At 49.9% G+C, this 16,047-nt stretch carries 15 protein-coding genes; 4 read left to right on the top strand and 11 right to left on the bottom strand.

Features of this window, described 5'->3' with window-relative positions; translation table 11 throughout:
• Positions 1 to 500: 500 nt before the first annotated feature.
• From EKM70_RS04140 to EKM70_RS04130, 3 genes are all read left to right on the top strand, one after another.
• Positions 501 to 1,841: an MFS transporter gene (locus EKM70_RS04140; RefSeq protein WP_125545529.1), complete on the top strand. Its 1,341-nt coding sequence runs from the start codon at positions 501 to 503 to the stop codon at positions 1,839 to 1,841.
• Positions 1,842 to 1,926: 85 nt separating this feature from the next.
• The gene (locus tag EKM70_RS04135) at positions 1,927 to 2,532 is read left to right on the top strand and encodes an NAD(P)H-binding protein (protein ID WP_125545527.1); all 606 of its coding nucleotides are present in this window, start codon (positions 1,927 to 1,929) and stop codon (positions 2,530 to 2,532) included.
• A gap of 15 nt (positions 2,533 to 2,547) precedes the next feature.
• Positions 2,548 to 2,910, top strand: coding sequence for a nuclear transport factor 2 family protein (locus EKM70_RS04130; RefSeq protein WP_125545525.1), 363 nt, complete (start codon positions 2,548 to 2,550; stop codon positions 2,908 to 2,910).
• Between the two features lie 86 nt (positions 2,911 to 2,996).
• Here EKM70_RS04130 and EKM70_RS04125 read toward each other — a convergent pair whose 3' ends face one another.
• Both EKM70_RS04125 and EKM70_RS04120 read right to left on the bottom strand, forming a co-directional pair.
• Positions 2,997 to 3,968 carry an AEC family transporter gene (locus EKM70_RS04125; RefSeq protein WP_125545523.1) on the bottom strand — a complete coding sequence of 324 codons (972 nt, stop codon included), beginning with the start codon at positions 3,966 to 3,968 and terminating at the stop codon, positions 2,997 to 2,999.
• A 133-nt stretch (positions 3,969 to 4,101) separates the two neighbouring features.
• Positions 4,102 to 5,739: a malolactic enzyme gene (locus EKM70_RS04120; RefSeq protein ID WP_125545521.1), complete on the bottom strand. Its 1,638-nt coding sequence runs from the start codon at positions 5,737 to 5,739 to the stop codon at positions 4,102 to 4,104.
• A 136-nt stretch (positions 5,740 to 5,875) separates the two neighbouring features.
• On the opposite strand from EKM70_RS04120, the gene EKM70_RS04115 reads away from it, so the two are divergent.
• Entirely contained in the window at positions 5,876 to 6,760 is an 885-nt protein-coding gene (locus tag EKM70_RS04115) for a LysR family transcriptional regulator (RefSeq protein WP_125545519.1), read from the top strand.
• 92 nt (positions 6,761 to 6,852) lie between these two features.
• On the opposite strand, the gene EKM70_RS04110 is transcribed toward EKM70_RS04115, so the two are convergent.
• The 9 genes from EKM70_RS04110 to aldA form a co-directional block, all read right to left on the bottom strand.
• A complete protein-coding gene (locus tag EKM70_RS04110) occupies positions 6,853 to 7,176 on the bottom strand; it encodes a hypothetical protein (protein ID WP_125545517.1) in 324 nt (107 codons plus the stop codon).
• A gap of 39 nt (positions 7,177 to 7,215) precedes the next feature.
• Positions 7,216 to 7,788 (bottom strand): cadmium resistance transporter, encoded by a 573-nt coding sequence (locus EKM70_RS04105; RefSeq protein ID WP_125545515.1) that lies wholly within the window; start codon positions 7,786 to 7,788, stop codon positions 7,216 to 7,218.
• A gap of 118 nt (positions 7,789 to 7,906) precedes the next feature.
• Positions 7,907 to 8,419, bottom strand: a complete 513-nt coding sequence (locus EKM70_RS04100) for a GtrA family protein (RefSeq protein ID WP_125545513.1) — start codon at positions 8,417 to 8,419, stop codon at positions 7,907 to 7,909.
• Between the two features lie 160 nt (positions 8,420 to 8,579).
• A complete protein-coding gene (locus tag EKM70_RS04095) occupies positions 8,580 to 10,217 on the bottom strand; it encodes a peptide ABC transporter substrate-binding protein (RefSeq protein WP_125545512.1) in 1,638 nt (545 codons plus the stop codon).
• Between the two features lie 765 nt (positions 10,218 to 10,982).
• Positions 10,983 to 11,342, bottom strand: a complete 360-nt coding sequence (locus EKM70_RS04090; RefSeq protein WP_125545510.1) for an MmcQ/YjbR family DNA-binding protein — start codon at positions 11,340 to 11,342, stop codon at positions 10,983 to 10,985.
• 114 nt (positions 11,343 to 11,456) lie between these two features.
• On the bottom strand, positions 11,457 to 12,296 hold the full coding sequence (locus EKM70_RS04085) for an SPFH domain-containing protein (RefSeq protein ID WP_125545508.1): 840 nt from the start codon (positions 12,294 to 12,296) through the stop codon (positions 11,457 to 11,459).
• An 11-nt stretch (positions 12,297 to 12,307) separates the two neighbouring features.
• Positions 12,308 to 12,637, bottom strand: coding sequence for a toxin-antitoxin system HicB family antitoxin (locus EKM70_RS04080; RefSeq protein ID WP_125545506.1), 330 nt, complete (start codon positions 12,635 to 12,637; stop codon positions 12,308 to 12,310).
• A gap of 402 nt (positions 12,638 to 13,039) precedes the next feature.
• On the bottom strand, positions 13,040 to 14,164 hold the full coding sequence (locus EKM70_RS04075; protein ID WP_125545504.1) for an NAD(P)-dependent alcohol dehydrogenase: 1,125 nt from the start codon (positions 14,162 to 14,164) through the stop codon (positions 13,040 to 13,042).
• A gap of 241 nt (positions 14,165 to 14,405) precedes the next feature.
• Entirely contained in the window at positions 14,406 to 15,887 is a 1,482-nt protein-coding gene (gene aldA, locus EKM70_RS04070; protein ID WP_125545494.1) for an aldehyde dehydrogenase, read from the bottom strand.
• Positions 15,888 to 16,047 lie beyond the last annotated feature (160 nt).

The following is a 16,047-nucleotide window of genomic DNA, read 5'->3' as shown; positions in this document are numbered from 1 at the left end:
CGGATTCCCTAATCTACGCGCTTTAGCGACAATAACCAGTCTGTTTTTAGGGTGCTAGGCATGCTATAATAGATGTGGGAAAGAGATAGTGTGTCACAGATGATTTCGGAGTAAGAGTGAAAAAAGGGCACCGCGTTAACTTAAGGTTGACGGGTGTCCTTTTGGGTCTAAAGCTTGAAGTTACGGAGAATCCCTTCCCGTTGGGTCAGGGTTTTAGCGGAAGTGAAGGAACTGGGTTTAATGCCAGAAGATTCGCCATTATTTACTGATGTTGATAAGATGATGGCTTACTTAGATCGCGGGGAAACAAAGTAGAACTCATTTTTTGTTAGGTTTCCAGCAAATATATCTCTCAGAACTAATAACAGTAAGTCGCGGGTTCCCCACAGACCGTGACTTTTTAATTTCTCAAAATTAATTCAAAAATTTCCTTGCCTTGAAGTGTAGATGAAGGTCTAAACTCCTAATCATTCACTTAAAGACGAGGAGCAAATACACAGATGACAAAGAATAAACGCTTTGACTGGATCTTACTGGTCATTCTCATGAGTTACTTTATGATTCTACTAGACAATTCGATTATCTTTACAGGAACGGTAAAGATTGCCCAAGACCTGAACCTTAATCAGGCAACCTTATCCTGGGTCAGCAGTGCTTACTCACTGACATTTGGTGGGTTCCTGTTACTGGGTGGCCGTGCCGGGGACTTATTTGGCCGGCGGCGGGTTTTCCAGATTGGCCTGGTGATCTTTGGTTTAGGATCACTGCTGGTGGGGCTTGCGGTTAATGCCCCGATGATTATTGTCTCTCGGGCCTTTCAAGGAATTGGGTCTGCCATCCTGGCGCCAACCACACTGGCCATCCTGATGGATACCTATGAGGGAGCCGAACGAACCAAGGCTATTGCTTACTATGGGGCGATGGCGGGTATCGGGGCCAGTGTCAGCCTGGTGATTGGCGGTATCTTTGCCAGTCTCCTGACTTGGCGAGTCGGATTCTTCATTAACGTGCCAATTAGTATCTGGATGTTCTATTTAGCGGTTAAACATTTACGGACCGATGATGCGCAGTCTGGTAAATTAGATTGGATCGGAACGCTGACGTCCTTAATCGGCATGAGCGCCCTGGTTTACAGCATTATTGGGGACTGGGCCAAGTTACCGGCCTTGATTCTGGCTGTGGTTTTCCTGGCGGGTTTTATCTATCAGGAACACCGGACAGGTCAACCCATTATGCCCTTACGAATCTTCATGGATCGCGAACGTATCGGGGCCTATGTGGGCCGGTTCCTCTATCTGGGTGCGATGATGGGCTTTTGGTTCATCACGCCTCAGCTGATGCAGAATCAACTCTGTTTTAGCGCCCTAATGGCCGGTGTGGCCTTCTTTCCCTTAACTATCGTGAACTTCATCGTGGCCTTGCAAGTCGCTCGCTTAACGGCAAAATGGGGCAATGGTGGCCTACTGGTAATTGGCATCGCGCTGACAGCGGCGGGGATGCTCTGGATGAGTTTCTTTACGCCAGCCGTGGGCTATTGGTGGGGAATTGCCGCCCCAATGGTGATCGTTGGGATTGGTCAGGGTCTCTCACTGAGTCCCTTCACGGCGGCCGGGGTGGCCCACACCCAAGGTGCCGATGCTGGTGCTGCGTCTGGGGTTGTCAACGTGATGCATCAGATTGGTGGTTCGGTTGGCCTCTCAATTTTAGTCACGGTTCAAGGCCTCTTTAGTGGCCAGGTGGCGGGATTCCAACACGCAATTCTGATGGGAGCTGGGCTCTTATTGCTGGCTTTATTCGCTGCCATCTTCTTGATTGTTCCGGGAGAACATCAAGAATCATAATTATTTTGAATCTAGATCTTGCCTTGAAGTAACTGCAAGGGTCTACACTGAATTTATCAACTAAATTACTTGGAGGAAATTGATTATGACAAACGTTTTAATTATTGGCGCAACGGGTTCTGTGGGTAGCGTCACCCGCCAGTACTTCTTAGACAACACGGCCGATCACCTCACCTTGATGGCGCGGAGCACCAGTCGATTAGGTCGTTTGAATGCCAACCGCGAACAAGCTGTCACAGGGAGTGTGACCGATGCCGCAACTTTGAAGGCAGCTTTACAAGGACAGGACGTGGTCTTCGCCACGCTGAGTGGTAACTTGAGCGGTATGGCCCAGAGCCTCGTTGCCGCTATGGATGAAGCTGGTGTGAAGCGCCTGTTGTTCATCGCGTCAATGGGCATTTATAACGAAATCCCAGCTAGCTTGGGTGCGAGTGGCAACCTGCAAAGTAATCCGATGCTGCGGGGGTACCGGGCTGCGGCGGACGTGATTGAAGCCTCTGATTTGAACTACACGGTCATCCGTCCCGGCTGGTTTGACAACGGCAATGACACCGATTATGACCTGACGAAGAAGGGGGAACCCTTTGGCGGCCACGACGTTTCTCGTAAAAGCATTGCGGACTTGGTTGTTCGGTTGGCTCACGATAAGACGTTGGGTTCTCGTGATAGCTTGGGAATTAACCGGAAGTAAGGAAGTCGATGACAGATGAACGAAGAAATTTTAAATTTATATCAGGCTTACAACGTGGCCATGGCCGCCGATGATGTTGCGGCCTTGGACAAGCTACTCGCACCAGGCTTCACGTTGACCCATATGACCGGTTACATTCAACCTCGAAGCGAATGGCTAGGCGAACTGCAACGCGGAACGATGCGCTACTTTTCCTCGATAGAAGACCACGTGACGGTGACACCTGAGGCTGATGGGTGGCGCGTTACTGGTCAGAACCGGGTGCTAGCTAGTATTCATGGTAGTGGCCGGCACGAGTGGCCCTTGAATACCGAAATGACGGTTCACCAGATTGCTGGGCAGTGGCAGATTATGGCAGCTGTGGTGACAACTTACTAGACTGAAGATAATGTTTCATGTGAAACACAAAAAGGGCGCTACCGCAGTGGTAGCGCCCTTTGTATACTCCCCTAGAAGTTAGGAAACTAGATGAATTGAATCAGTGACATCAGAACCGGCACGACGATAATGAATAGCACGGTACTGGTCGTCACGATGTTCGTCGCGTATTCCACATCACCGTGGGCTTCATTAGCCAGGATTGGTAAGACCGCAAGCATTGGCGTTGCGGATTGCACAATCAAGGTTTGAGAAGCCAACGTTGGGAAGCTAGCACCGAAGTGACCAGCAGCCAACAGAACCGCCACCATTAAGATGGGTGACATGACGAACCGACCCAGGAGGGCCACGATCGTGTCACGGTCAAAGTGAATACTCTTCAGCCCAGCGTCCGCCAAGACAATCCCGATGTAGACCAGAGACAGTGGGGTAACCAGGTTCCCTACGTAAGTCAGCGTTGAGTTAACGAAGCTGATCTTTAAGATTGGGATGTTGAGGAGCAGGAAGATTAAGGCGACTAAGAAACCAACCAGTGGCATTGGGATAACTTTCTTCCAGTCGATCTTGTTATGATGCTTTTCCTTCGGCTTCGTTGGGTCATCGTTGGAGATTAGGAAGACCCCAAAAGCCCACGTCGAAACGGTGTTGACGATATAGTAAACCAGGAAGTAGGTCATACTCTTATCCCCAAACAGCGCGATGTTCAAAGGCAACCCAATGAAGATGGTGTTGGCGTTGACGACGGCGTTGATGAAGATCCCTTTACGACCGGGCTTCACGTGCATGATTCGAACGAGGCCAAACGCGATGATGTAGCCGATGATAACGGCAATAAAGGCGTAGACCAGGTAGCCAGAGAAGGAGACCAGTTGGCCCCGGGTTAACCGACTTAGCACCGAAACGAAGATCGATGCGGGCAGTGCGATGTTCTTGATAAATTTAGAGATGGTACCGCCGAACTTGTCGTCGAACCAACCTTGCCGCCGGAGAACGTAACCAAGAATCATGATTAAGACTACGACGAGGACACTTTGAATTGAATTCCATAAAACAGCCACGAGAGACGTCCTTCTTTCAAGTAATGTTAGAGTAACTCACGTGCTCGTGGTCAGCGAGAAGTCACCGACGAACTAGCACGTGAGGGGATTACTATTCAGTTTTGGGTGAACCTAGTGCGAGAAATGGGGCGTCTTAGTCGACACTCTTGTATTCTGGCACCCACTTCATGTCAGCAACGGCTTGCTTGGCATCAGTGATAGGTTCCTTGTTCAGCTTTTGGTCGAGGACACTTTGGGCCACGATTTCAGCTAACTTTTGTGAGAAGCTGGTTAATTGGGAAACGGGTGGTAAGACTGCGGCACCGGCTTGCGTGGTGTCCACAATGCCACCAAGGGCGTGGCAAGCAGCGGAGAGCGTTTCGCCATTTAAGACCTTGGCAGTTGAAGCGATCAACCCGAAACCTAAACCAGGGTACATCAGCGCGTTGTTTCCTTGGCCAATGTGGTAAGTGACACCTTTGTAGTCAACGTCGCCGGCTGGAATCCCAGTTGCGATGAGGGCTTTTCCGTCGGTCCACTTGATCAGGTCGGCAGCAGTTGCTTCGGCCAACTTGGTCGGGTTAGACAGTGGGAAAATGATAGGACGTTCCGTGTGAGCAGCCATGTCCTTCACGATTTCTTCCGTAAAGGTACCAGGTTGGGTGGACGTTCCGATCATAACCGTTGGGTGCACCGTCTTCACGATGGCAGCCAGGTTCGTCAGCTCGTCAGCGTTGTCGAATTCGCTACGTTGACGAGTGAATTCCTTTTGAGCGGCCGTTAAATCAGGGGTGTCATCGAAGAGTAACCCTTGCTTGTCGACGGCATAGAAGTGCTTCCGGGCTTCTTCGTCAGAAAGACCAGCACGCTTCAATTCATCGAGGATTTGGTTAGCAATCCCCATGCCGGCAGTCCCAGCACCGAAGGTTAAGAACTTTTGGTCCTTGATGTCTTCCTTAGAGATGTTTAAGGCACCTAGGATTCCGGCCAGAACGACCATCCCAGTTCCTTGAATATCATCGTTAAAGGTTGCAAATTGGTCCTTGTACTTGTCCAAGATAACTTGCGCGTTGGAGCGTCCGAAATCTTCCCAGTGCAAGAGTGATTCAGGGAACAGTTTCTGTTCTGCGGTTACGAAGCGGTCAATCACGTCGTAGTAAACGTCACCGTAAACTCGCTTGTGGTGGTTACCTAAGTAAAGTGGGTCATCCAACAAGGTTTGGTTGTTGGTCCCAGCATCGATACTTACAGGTAACACTTGGGCAGGGTCAATACCGGCTGCGGCGGTGTAAACCATCAGTTTACCAACGGCGATATCCACACCGTTGACACCCCAATCACCCATACCGAGAATTCCTTCGGCGTCGGTTACAACGACCAGACGAATGTCGCGGCCGTCAGCGGCGTTCTTTAGAGTTGCTTCAATGTTGTCGGGGTCATCAATGGAGATGAACGCGGCGTTTTGAGGATCGGTGAAGAGGTGGCTGTATTGTTCAATAGAGTCGGCCACCGTTGGGTCATAGACGATGGGCATGAATTCAACAACGTGGTCATCCATTAAACGGAAGAATAGCGTCCGGTTTTCATTGAACAGGTTCATCAAGAAGAGCCGCTTTTCTAAGTCATTGGCTTTGCTTTGAAATTGTGCGTAGGCTTGGGTAGCTTGTTCGTCCAAGGTTTGGACGTGGCTAGGAAGCGTGCCGACGATCCCAAGGGCTTGGCGTTCGGCCTGAGTGAAGGCCGTTCCCTTATTTAAGAAGGGGTTATTTAAAATTGAGGCAGTGGTTGTCATAAATTGTTTCCTCCAATCGCGAATTAAGTTTACGAGTCATACTATAAATCGCTGACAAAAGTATAGTCAAATGTGGCATCCGTTATAAATTTATTTTATAATGAACGAATAAACGCTGATTTAGAGGGGATAAATTGTGAACACAAAAGACTTAGCTTATTTTGACCAATTAATTAAACAAAAAAATTTTTCCAAGGTGGCGACGTCGTTTGGGGTGACGCAACCCACGATTACCATGGCGGTTAAGCGGCTGGAGACGGAGTTCAACACCAAGCTTTTTCTGCGTGACCGGGCGCATCATGAGCTGATCGTGACGGATAGTGGGCAACAGTTGGCAGTGCATGCACAATCCATTCTGCGGCAGTTGGACATTGCCCACCAGGAGCTGGATCACCTGACCCAACAGAACATCGTGTTGGGTCTGCCACCAATTATTGAAAATCATTACTTTCCCCGGGTGGCGGCCCGGTTACAGGAATTGGGAATACTCGAAAACATTCAGACATTAGAGGGCGGTTCCGTGTGGCTCCGTAACGCCTTGCGTGATGGCCAGGCCGATATCGCCTTGTTGGGCTCGGCCGAACCACTGTCTTACCAGACACTACTGGCCGAGGAGTTTGATCGCAAACCCTTCAACATCTTCGTCTCGGCCCAGCACCCGTTGGCCAAGCGTAAACGGATCTACTTTAGTGAACTCAAGCGAGAGAAGTTTGTTCTCTTTACTAGTAGCTTTGTTCATAACACGGCCTTCAACAAGCTGACTCGTCGGAATCATTTTCGCCCCGACGTGGTTTTTCGGGCTGCCGATACCCACGTCATCATGAACCTGTTGGCAGAAAATGTTGGGGTGACCTTCTTGACGGATATCGTGGATCAGCACCGTGACGATGTCGTACGGCTGGAACTGTTAGATGATGAACAGCCAGCTTTTATCACCAGTATTGTTACCCGGACTTCCCACGTCTTAACGGCGACGCAACAGCGGGTGCTGCAGGTCCTACGCGAAACCTTGGAAGAGTAATACGATTTAAATGTGACGACCCAAAGTTTAAAAATTTACGAAATAAAAACCGTTCGATCAACAGGGGTGTTGGTCAAACGGTTTCTTTATAGCTAGTGTTTAGTCGTCCAGAGGTGGTGGTCGTTCGCGAAGGCGAAGAGATCGGCCATGGCTTGACGATTGTGGGCTGTGTCATTTAGAGCGAGGGTGAGGTTCGCTTCATCTAAGAAATAACGAAAGTCGCGAATGCCCAGTGTCTGTTGTGCGGTTCGATAGGCGCGACCCGAGATGATACCGAGAACGTGATCTTGAAGGGTCAGGTGCGCAAGCTGTTGGTCACCGGTTAATAGCCGGAGATCCGTCAGCGTCAGTGTGACCCGATCGGGACGTCTCGACCGGGCGTTGATGCCGGTTAACGTTAGGGTGGAAATAGACATGGGGAGCCTCCTTGAATGTTTCACATGAAACATGGCTGACTATAGTAGAATTAATAAACCAATCCCAATGAAGAGGAGGGGTGACAGCCAGGCCCCAAACCGCGCGAAGAAGCGGCTGGCAATGGCTGATTTGGCTAGTTGATGACTTAATAGGAGCCATAGTCCCACCATAATCAGGGAAATTAGACCCACGCTGGCAAATTGCGGCGTGGTGAGGTGAGTAAAGTAGGGAATATAGATGCTGAGATTGTCGCCGCCATTACTGATGGTGATGGCCCAGACCAAGGGCCAACGAATGGATTTTGTAAGCTGTGGCGGGAGATCGGTGGTATCACGATGTTGCCACCAGGTCTTTAGACCCCAGATCCCGAGAAATAAGGGGATGAGGCCAAACCACCGCGCCCAATGGACCACGTTAAAATGAATGATTCCCCGGCTGATAATCCAGGCAACCGCAATCAGGGTCGTGATTCCCAGATATTGACCAATGACAATGGCCCGTTTCTGCCGGGCACTTTTGGCCGTTAACCAAAGCAGGAGTAAGACGATGAGGTCATCGGTGTCGGTAACGAAGAAGACGCCAATGCTGGTGAGGAGAAACGTTAGAGACATGGCTACACGGTCCTTCTGTTCGGAATACCTTCTATCATACACCAGTTACTCGGTTGAATTTATACAAAAGTTGAATAAAAAAACCGAGGCCAAATGGTCTCGGTTTTTACGATTAAATTTAGTCGGCAGGTGCGGGTTGGTTCTTGAAGACCAACTTCTTGGAAACGAAGAAGTTCAGAACTAACGCGATGATGTGACCGATAACCTTCACGATGGTCTTGTTACCACTGAGGACGGAAACACCGAACCACAGAAGAACTGTTTCAATTAAGAAGGTAATAATTCGGGTCATGTAGAATGTGCCCATTTCCTTAATTGGTTTGTCTGACTTGTGCATGAAGACGAACTGTCGGTCTAACCAGAAGGAGACTTGAACACTAATCAGCCAGTCAATAAAGTTGGCGACTTGGTATTCGATACCCAGGGTGTGATAGAACAGGTAGAACAGAACGATGTTGACGACTACCGAGACGGCACCGAACAAGAGGTAGCGGGAGACTTGCCCCTGGACCTTTTGCTCAACCTTTTGGAGCTCGGCAGCGTGTTCGTTTTCCGTTTCGGTCAATTCAGCTTCATACTCCGCTTTCGTCGTCGGGTAATGATCGTGGCGTAGAGGGGTTTGATCATTCATAACTTTAGGAACCTTTCTGTAACGTTTTTTCGCCGGGTGAAACCGTATAGGAAAACGTCAGCGGCTCACCGAAGTTATGAAAACGCGTAATTGTCGTATCACACCTAATTATACCGTAATTTGCGGTCACTGCAATGCAACGTCCCTCTATTTTTGGCGGTTATTTGGCAACAGAAGCGGTTCGATAGTCCGCACTCCCGTTAAATTGATTGTAGACCACACCCTTTAGCTTCGGGTTGACCAGGACACCCGTCCGGCCCTCGTAGAGTGGGGTGACGGCTTGGTCCTTGAGCGCGATGTGTGCGGCCTTAACCAGGTCGGCATAGCGGGCCGTTGGCTTGAGCGCGTCGATGCCTTCTGCGGCAGCCAGAGCACTGTCGTAGGCCTTGCTACTGTAGTGACCCATGTTGGAATTGTTGGTTGATTCCAGAATCTGTAAGGATTGAATCGGGTCGGCGTAGTCCATGCTCCAGCTGGTCAGGTTGATCTGGAAGTTTCCTTTGGAGACGTTGCTAAGCATCGAAGTAAAGGGCATGGATTGCACGGTAACCTTTAAGCCTAACTTAGTGGATAAGGCACTCTGGATGAATTCAGAAAGTTTCTTGCTGGCGTCATCGTCGCCACAGGTGATGGTGACCGTCAGACTCTTCTTACCCAATTGCTTTAAAGCTTGTTGGTACAGGGTTTTAGCCTTGGTAGGTTGGTAGCTCACGGTACTGGTTGCGGCGTCTTGGGTGAAGTCGGCGCCAGTCTTCGGGTTTTTGAGCATACTCTTAATCCCAAAGGTCTTGGCGGGGAGCGATCCATTCTTTAAGACTTGGGTCGCTAATTGTTGCCGGTTAATAACTAGTGAAATGGCGGTCCGGAGGTCACGGTTAGCGGCGACCTTGTCTTTTTCATTGTATTGCATGAACCCAATCCGGCCTTGCGAGAGGGACTTCAAATTAGGATTATTCTTGTTCTGGGTGGTTTGTTCACCATCCAGGGTGACGGCGTCCAGTCGCTTGGACTGGTAGAGGCTGTAGGCCGTTGCCGTGGACTTAATCACCTTGTAGTTGAGTTGTTGTAGCTTAACTGACTTGGCATTGGCGTAGCGAGCATTTTTCTTTAAAGTCCAAGTATCGCTGGTTCCAGTCCAGTTGGTCAGGACGAATGGCCCATTGTAAACGGTAGTCTTAGCGGATGAGCCGTACTGTTTGCCGTACTTGTTGACGGCCTTTTTATTCAAGGGGTAGTAGGTGGTGCTGGCCAGCATTTGTTTGAAATAAGCGGCTGGTTGACTGAGGGTAATTGCGAGGCGATATTTGCCTACAGCCTTAACCCCGAGGGATGCTGGGGATTTCTTGCCGGCGGCGATGGCCGTGGCATTCTTAATGTTGGCGAATTGGTAGGTGAACTCCGACTTAGATTGCGGGTTCAGGGTTCGTTCCCATGAATAGACGAAGTCCTGGGCCGTTACCGGATCGCCATTGCTCCATTTGCCATCGTGGCGCAGGTCAATTGTGTAGCGATGACCGCGATCGGAAACCGTGGTCTTAGTTGCTAAGGCATTCTCCGCTTGGCTCTTGGCGTTCAAACGGTAGAGGCCTTCACCCACCTGACTCAGGGCGGTACTGGAGACGCTGTCGGTAATCTTGGCGACGTCGAGACTGGTGATTGGAGCCGTCTGTGACAGGTTCAAGGTCTGTTGGGCTGCCGATTTAGTAGTCTTAGAGTGTGCCGTGACGGCGAAGATGCCGCCCCCGACTAGGATAACGCCGCAAAGTAGTAAGGCTTGTTTCTTGGTTAATAAACTCATTATAAATTCCTCCAAAAGTTAGTTTAGTTGGGTTTAGAAAGAATAATGAGCTTTGCCATCGTGTCAACATAGTGAATCCCCCTCGGTTAAATTTGGATACAAAAAACCGCCCTCAACAGCCAATGTGTTAAGGACGGTTTTAACCGCGGTGCCACCTTAATTAGACGTGTCCCGAAAAAGAGACCGCGCCCCTCTCCACAGGAAACTAACATTTCCCTGACAACTGACGTATGTCGCACGTCTTCCCGTACTTCTAATGGTTCGGGGAAGCCCTCGGTGGTCCATTTAACTATCTGCGTTCGGCCGTACTCTCAGCAACGACGGCTCTCTTGACGTGCACGATAATCTTGATCTCCACCTCAATGGTTTGTTTCGGACGATTTATTGAATTGAGGCTAGTGTACCCCTGGGGAAAAAGTGTGTCAACTGGAAATTTTAAATTGAGTGGAACGCTGCGCCTTCCGGGCGGTCAAAATAGGCTGGAACGCTAGGGGGAGGGCGGTAAAAGCCTGAGGAGCGGTCTTTTACCTCGCTTTGAACCGCTCAAACCGCGTTTCAAAGTCGCTGTTTACTGGTGCTTTCGGTTCCCGAAAACACCAGTAAATCCCCTGGCTGAGCCTATTTTGACCGACCTCACGGCTGAGACTGTCGTGATAAATTAACTCATATTTTTCTGGGAAGGCACAGCGTGTGGTGTGGACTGACACTTTGTATTAATGCAAAGATGTGCCTGAATACGAACTAATAATTGTTACTGTTTAATTATTAATATTTAATAATTGATTGATAACTACTGTCCAGTAGCTGGAACAGTGAGTCGTGATCCGTGTCCTGGTCCAGAATGATTGAGATCCAGTGCTCCTTGTTCATGTGGTAACCCGGGAGGTAACCGGATTTGCTACGGAAGATACTGCCGAGTTCGGGATCTACCTTGACGTCGAGGATGTCGACCTCCTTGGTGCCTTCCAGTCCCAGCTTGTTTAGGGGCACATTCATGACTAGTCCGAACCATTTGCCCTGACGATTCTTGAGGGCCGCGTACTTTGGGAAAGACTTGAAGGTGTACTCTGGCGTGACACCGTAATTATCTTCCGTATAGGTGAAAATTTCTTCGCGAGTCACCATGTTAAGACCTCCTCATGAGTTTAATTGACTCCAGTTTACCGCCCAGGTAAGGGGAGGGCAATGAAATGCGGGCAAACAAAAACTGGCGGCCAGATGGTCGTCAGCTATTGCCGTTTACTTTTTGGGTTTAGGGGTGACATCGGCGAGGCCGCTCTTCAGTGCGGCGCCGATGGCAGGAATCTGACCCAGGTCGGCCACGTGGTCACTGGGAACGACCACAACGTTAGCTGGTGAATTGGCGAGATCACTGAAGGCCGAGATCGATTGATTTTCAAAGAATTCCTTAGTCGCTGAACTCAGACTGGAGTTCACCGTGTCGATCCGATATTTTTCGGCGTCGGCCCGGGTCCGCGTAGCGGTGGCTTGGGCCGTGGCGGTGGCCATCAGGGCATCGTTCTTGGCCTTGGTGGTCAACTCGATGGACTTGGCTTCCCCCTCGGCCTTAGCGATGGCGGCGATTCGTTCCCGGTCGGCCGTCAGTTGCTTATCCATGGCGGATTGGATGGCTTTGGAAGGGGTCAACTCATCGATATTGGTTCGGTCGACGTTAATACCATAGGTATCGGTCAAATCACCAATGGCCGTGGCCAACTCCTGGTTGATTTTGGCCGTGGACCCCAAGGCTTGGTTCAGGTCCATCCGACCGATAATATCCCGCAAGTGGCCGCGCACCAGCTGGGCCATGGATTCGACGGAGTCGGTATTTTCGTACTGGTATTTAACGGCATTAGTGACGTGGTAATTCAGCGTCAGGCTCGCCGAAACGTCCGCATTATCCTTGGTGATGACTGAGTAATTTGGCAGGGCCAGTGGTGACATGGCTAAGCTGACGGTCCGGATCTTTTGGATGCCAGGAATGTAAAAATGAATCCCTGGTAAAACGGTGTGCTTGTACTTCCCCAATGTTTCCACTAAACCTTCGTTATTTTGTCGAACAATTCGAATACCGAACATGTTCATTCCCCCTAGATTTTTTTCAACGTCAAGATATTCCCGTGGCTCTCGATGATTGTATACTTTGCGGCTTTGTCTGGTTTCTCCGGTGACTCCAACAGGTAGCGATAGTAAATCCCGGCGACTAAGACCAGGCCAGATTTAACGTCTAATTCTTTGCCTGGGATGGCGCGGCCGATCAACTGCCGCTGTTCCCAGTTTCCTGCCGGAGCGGCCTTAGAGAGCACCTGAACGATGTAGGCGTTGATGCTCCGACCATCGGCGTCCGCGGCATCCGAAATCCGTTTGAAAAGTCCTTCATCGAGTCGTAAGAGAAAACGCTTCTGTGATTCTTTTGCCATGATAAGTGCCTCCTGATGATAGCCTTATGATATCACCGTGATATCATGCAAACAAGATTTTAATTCGGCTTTTTTTCATGATTGGCGGCATTGTAAAAGTAACGAAGCCAATAATTCCTTACATTTGCCTTACGATCAATTGGCTGGTAAATTGTCTGGCTCCCTTTAACCCAGCGGTAAAGGAGGCCCAACTGATGATGCGGGTCAGTCAGCGGGTCAGCAATCAGCGAGAACGATAATTGTTGAACTGGCAACCAGTTAGCAGCAGTCGCCAGGCATTTTTGACGGCCTTAGCTAGCCTGGAAAAATTGAATTAACTGGTGAATAAGTCAGTTTAAAAGATCACAAAAAACGGGATACCTCACAGGATATCCCGATTCTTTGTGACTAAATTTTTAATGGTTATTTGCCAGGAACGTAACTGTCATCAATGACCAGAACTGGTTTGATGGTCTTCCCGGAAACGGAGTCAGCGTTGGCTTCGTTGATCTGACTGAACTTGTAGAACTTTTCAGTCTTATCAAAGTCGAACATGCCGAGCTTGTAGAATTCGATCAAGCGTGGGATGTCGATTTGAGGGATGGAGTCACCCATGTTAACCCCGATGACACTCTTGTCGTTGACACAGAGGTCATTCCAAGTGTCGAGGTCAATGTGGTGGTTGGTAACGGCAATGGCAGCCGAGGTCCCACCTTGAGCCAAGGCAGCGATGGAGTTGGAGATGACACTGGCAACACCGGTCGTATCAACCGCGTAGTTAACCCCGTAACCACCGGTCAAGTCTTGAACAGCCTTGACGACATCGTCAACGTTCTTACTGTTGATGACATCGGTAGCACCAAGTTCCTTCGCTAATTCCAAACGAGAATCAACGATATCGATGGCAATGACCTTGGTACAGCCGGAAATCCGGCCGGCCATCATGGCAGCTAACCCAACGGCACCCGTCCCGAAGACGGCGATGGTGTCACCAGGCTTTGGCTTCAAGGTGTTGAGCACAGTCCCGGAACCGGTAACGTACCCACAGCCCAGCGGCCCGAGTTTCCGTAAGTCAAGGCTCTTATCAACCTTAACGGCGTTCCGTTCACGAACCACGGTCGTGGAAGTGAAGGAGCTTTGGTCAAACATGTCGGCAACTTTCTTGCCGTTTTCCGTAAAGTGCGCACTGCCGTCGGGACGAACCCCAGAGAGGTTGTTGGCCGCGTAGTTTTCACATTGGGTTGGAATCCCCTTGAGACAACTCTTACAGTTCCCACAGCCATAGAAACTCAGAACGACGTGGTCGCCAGGTTTAAACTGGGTAACTTCGGGGCCGACCTTTTCAACGATCCCGGAACCTTCATGCCCTAAGACGATTGGGTAGTCGATAACGGCAACCCCGGTCCGTAAGGCTTCATCGGAGTGGCAAATCCCACTAGCAACCATGTGGACCTGAATATCATCAGGACCCATGTCCGTCAGTTCAACGTCATCACGAATTTCAAAATCAGCATTTTGCTTATCAACAACTGCAGCTTGAATCTTCATAATTGGCACCTCGTTTAGTAGATTTTAGTGTTTGCCTGTACAATGATCATTATCACACAAACGGGTGAAAAAGCAAGCGCTTTCAAAAGAGCTTTCACCGGTTAAATCGGCGTTAATTACCGACATAATAACGTTTGTATCGATTGGAATTTAATGAGAAAAGTTCACGAATTCACCGTAGAGTACGTGTTTTCACAGAAAAAGTTTGGGCACGCATCCCAAACTTTTTTGGTAAAGTCGATTAGCCTTGCGCTTTCTCAGGGTGACCTTGCAGGTAGATGACGTGGGTGTTCAGGAATTCTTCGATCCCGTGCTTCCCATCGTCACCACCGATCCCGGATTCCTTCCAGCCAGAGTGAGACCCATTCATGGCTTCGAAGTTGAACCGGTTGATATAGGTTTCCCCATCTTCCAACTCATTGGCAGCACGCATAGCGTTGTCGAGGTTCTGAGTGAAGATGGATGAGGTTAACCCGAAGTCACTGTCGTTGGCCATATTAATGGCGTCGTCTAAGGTCTTAAAGGTTAAGACGGGCAGAACTGGGCCGAAGATTTCGTCTTGAACAATCTCGGAATCCTGGGTCACGTTGGTAATGACGGTTGGTTCGTAGTAGAAGCCATTGGCGATGTTTAAGACATGGCCCCCGGCGACCACTTTTCCGCCGGCTTGAACGGCCCGGTCGACCATTCCGGCTACCTTATCTAGGGCAGCTTGGTTGATCAGAGGCCCCATGCCAACGGACTCATCATCCATCGGATCACCCACCGTGACGGCAGCCATTTTGGTGGCTAATTTCTGGGTGAATTCTTCGGCGACATCTTCCTGAACGTAGATCCGTTCACAGTTGTTGCAAAGCTGACCGTTGTTGTCGATTCGCGAGTCAATGATGGCTTGGACGGCCAGGTCAATATCGGCGTCCTTGCAGACGATAGCTGGTGCCTTCCCACCGAGTTCCAGGGAAACCTTAGCCATATGGGTGGCAGCCGCTGCCATGACACGCTTTCCGGAGTTGACGGACCCGGTCAGGCTGATGATACCAATCTTCTTATTCTTGGAGAGTTCGTCTCCAATGACGGCCCCAGGTCCGGTGACGATGTTGACGACCCCCTTAGGGATGCCGACGCGGTCACAGATCTTTCCGAATTCTAGCCCTAAGTTTGGCGTATCGGTACTTGGCTTCATCACGATGGTGTTCCCCGTTACCAGTGCCGGACCCATCTTTCTAGCAATGAGGAAGAATGGGAAGTTCCAGGGGAGAATCCCGGCAGCAACCCCGATTGGCTGTTTTGCAATCATGATGTTTTCGTTAGGGTTGTCGGACTGAACGATTTCACCTTCGTAAGTCCGGGCTGCACTGGCCATGTAATCGAAGTAGTCCGCGGAGAAGAGAATTTCGGTGGTGGCCAGTGACTTAATCTTGCCTTGTTCTTCTTGGAGCATGGCGATCAAGTGGTCTTGGTCCTTCCGAATTTCAGTGGCGCAGTCGTGGAGATATTGTCCCCGAGTCGCGGCTGGAACCTTTTTCCAGGTCTTCTGAGCCTCGTAGGCGGCATCGATGGCCTCACGGGTCTCGGCGAGCGTTGCACTCGGCACCGTGGAGATGGGTTCCCCGGTAGCGGGGTTGATCACGGTGATGAGATTACCAGAAGCGGAGTCTCTGAATTCACCGTTGATGTACATTTGATAGTGTTTTAACGATACGGAATTTTGTGACTGTGACATAAGCTAGAAGCCTTCCTTTCCAAATTGAGAACGAAAACGACTGCCAACAGGATCGTCTGAGACCAGGTTTCGGACGATCGGGTGAAAAGCCGAGCAATTAGAGTTGTTAATAAATCACCCGTCTATTTGCTTACCCATGATCAGTTATAACGTGAAAAGG

The sequence above is a fragment of the Levilactobacillus lindianensis genome, assembly GCF_003946095.1.
In the GTDB taxonomy this organism is placed as follows: Bacteria; Bacillota; Bacilli; order Lactobacillales; family Lactobacillaceae; genus Levilactobacillus; species Levilactobacillus lindianensis.
Note: the sequence above shows the minus strand (reverse complement) of the source record. Positions and strands in the feature narration are given on the sequence as shown.

What these genes read in the sequence shown, in the direction of transcription:
- EKM70_RS04110 (WP_125545517.1), bottom strand. Translation starts at nt 7,176, where the DNA reads ATGTCTATTTCCACCCTAACGTTAACCGGCATCAACGCCCGGTCGAGA.
- EKM70_RS04075 (WP_125545504.1), bottom strand. Translation starts at nt 14,164, where the DNA reads ATGAAGATTCAAGCTGCAGTTGTTGATAAGCAAAATGCTGATTTTGAA.
- EKM70_RS04080 (WP_125545506.1), bottom strand. Translation starts at nt 12,637, where the DNA reads ATGGCAAAAGAATCACAGAAGCGTTTTCTCTTACGACTCGATGAAGGA.
- EKM70_RS04130 (WP_125545525.1), top strand. Translation starts at nt 2,548, where the DNA reads ATGAACGAAGAAATTTTAAATTTATATCAGGCTTACAACGTGGCCATG.
- EKM70_RS04095 (WP_125545512.1), bottom strand. Translation starts at nt 10,217, where the DNA reads ATGAGTTTATTAACCAAGAAACAAGCCTTACTACTTTGCGGCGTTATC.
- EKM70_RS04100 (WP_125545513.1), bottom strand. Translation starts at nt 8,419, where the DNA reads ATGAATGATCAAACCCCTCTACGCCACGATCATTACCCGACGACGAAA.
- EKM70_RS04140 (WP_125545529.1), top strand. Translation starts at nt 501, where the DNA reads ATGACAAAGAATAAACGCTTTGACTGGATCTTACTGGTCATTCTCATG.
- EKM70_RS04120 (WP_125545521.1), bottom strand. Translation starts at nt 5,739, where the DNA reads ATGACAACCACTGCCTCAATTTTAAATAACCCCTTCTTAAATAAGGGA.
- aldA (WP_125545494.1), bottom strand. Translation starts at nt 15,887, where the DNA reads ATGTCACAGTCACAAAATTCCGTATCGTTAAAACACTATCAAATGTAC.
- EKM70_RS04135 (WP_125545527.1), top strand. Translation starts at nt 1,927, where the DNA reads ATGACAAACGTTTTAATTATTGGCGCAACGGGTTCTGTGGGTAGCGTC.
- EKM70_RS04090 (WP_125545510.1), bottom strand. Translation starts at nt 11,342, where the DNA reads ATGGTGACTCGCGAAGAAATTTTCACCTATACGGAAGATAATTACGGT.
- EKM70_RS04105 (WP_125545515.1), bottom strand. Translation starts at nt 7,788, where the DNA reads ATGTCTCTAACGTTTCTCCTCACCAGCATTGGCGTCTTCTTCGTTACC.
- EKM70_RS04085 (WP_125545508.1), bottom strand. Translation starts at nt 12,296, where the DNA reads ATGTTCGGTATTCGAATTGTTCGACAAAATAACGAAGGTTTAGTGGAA.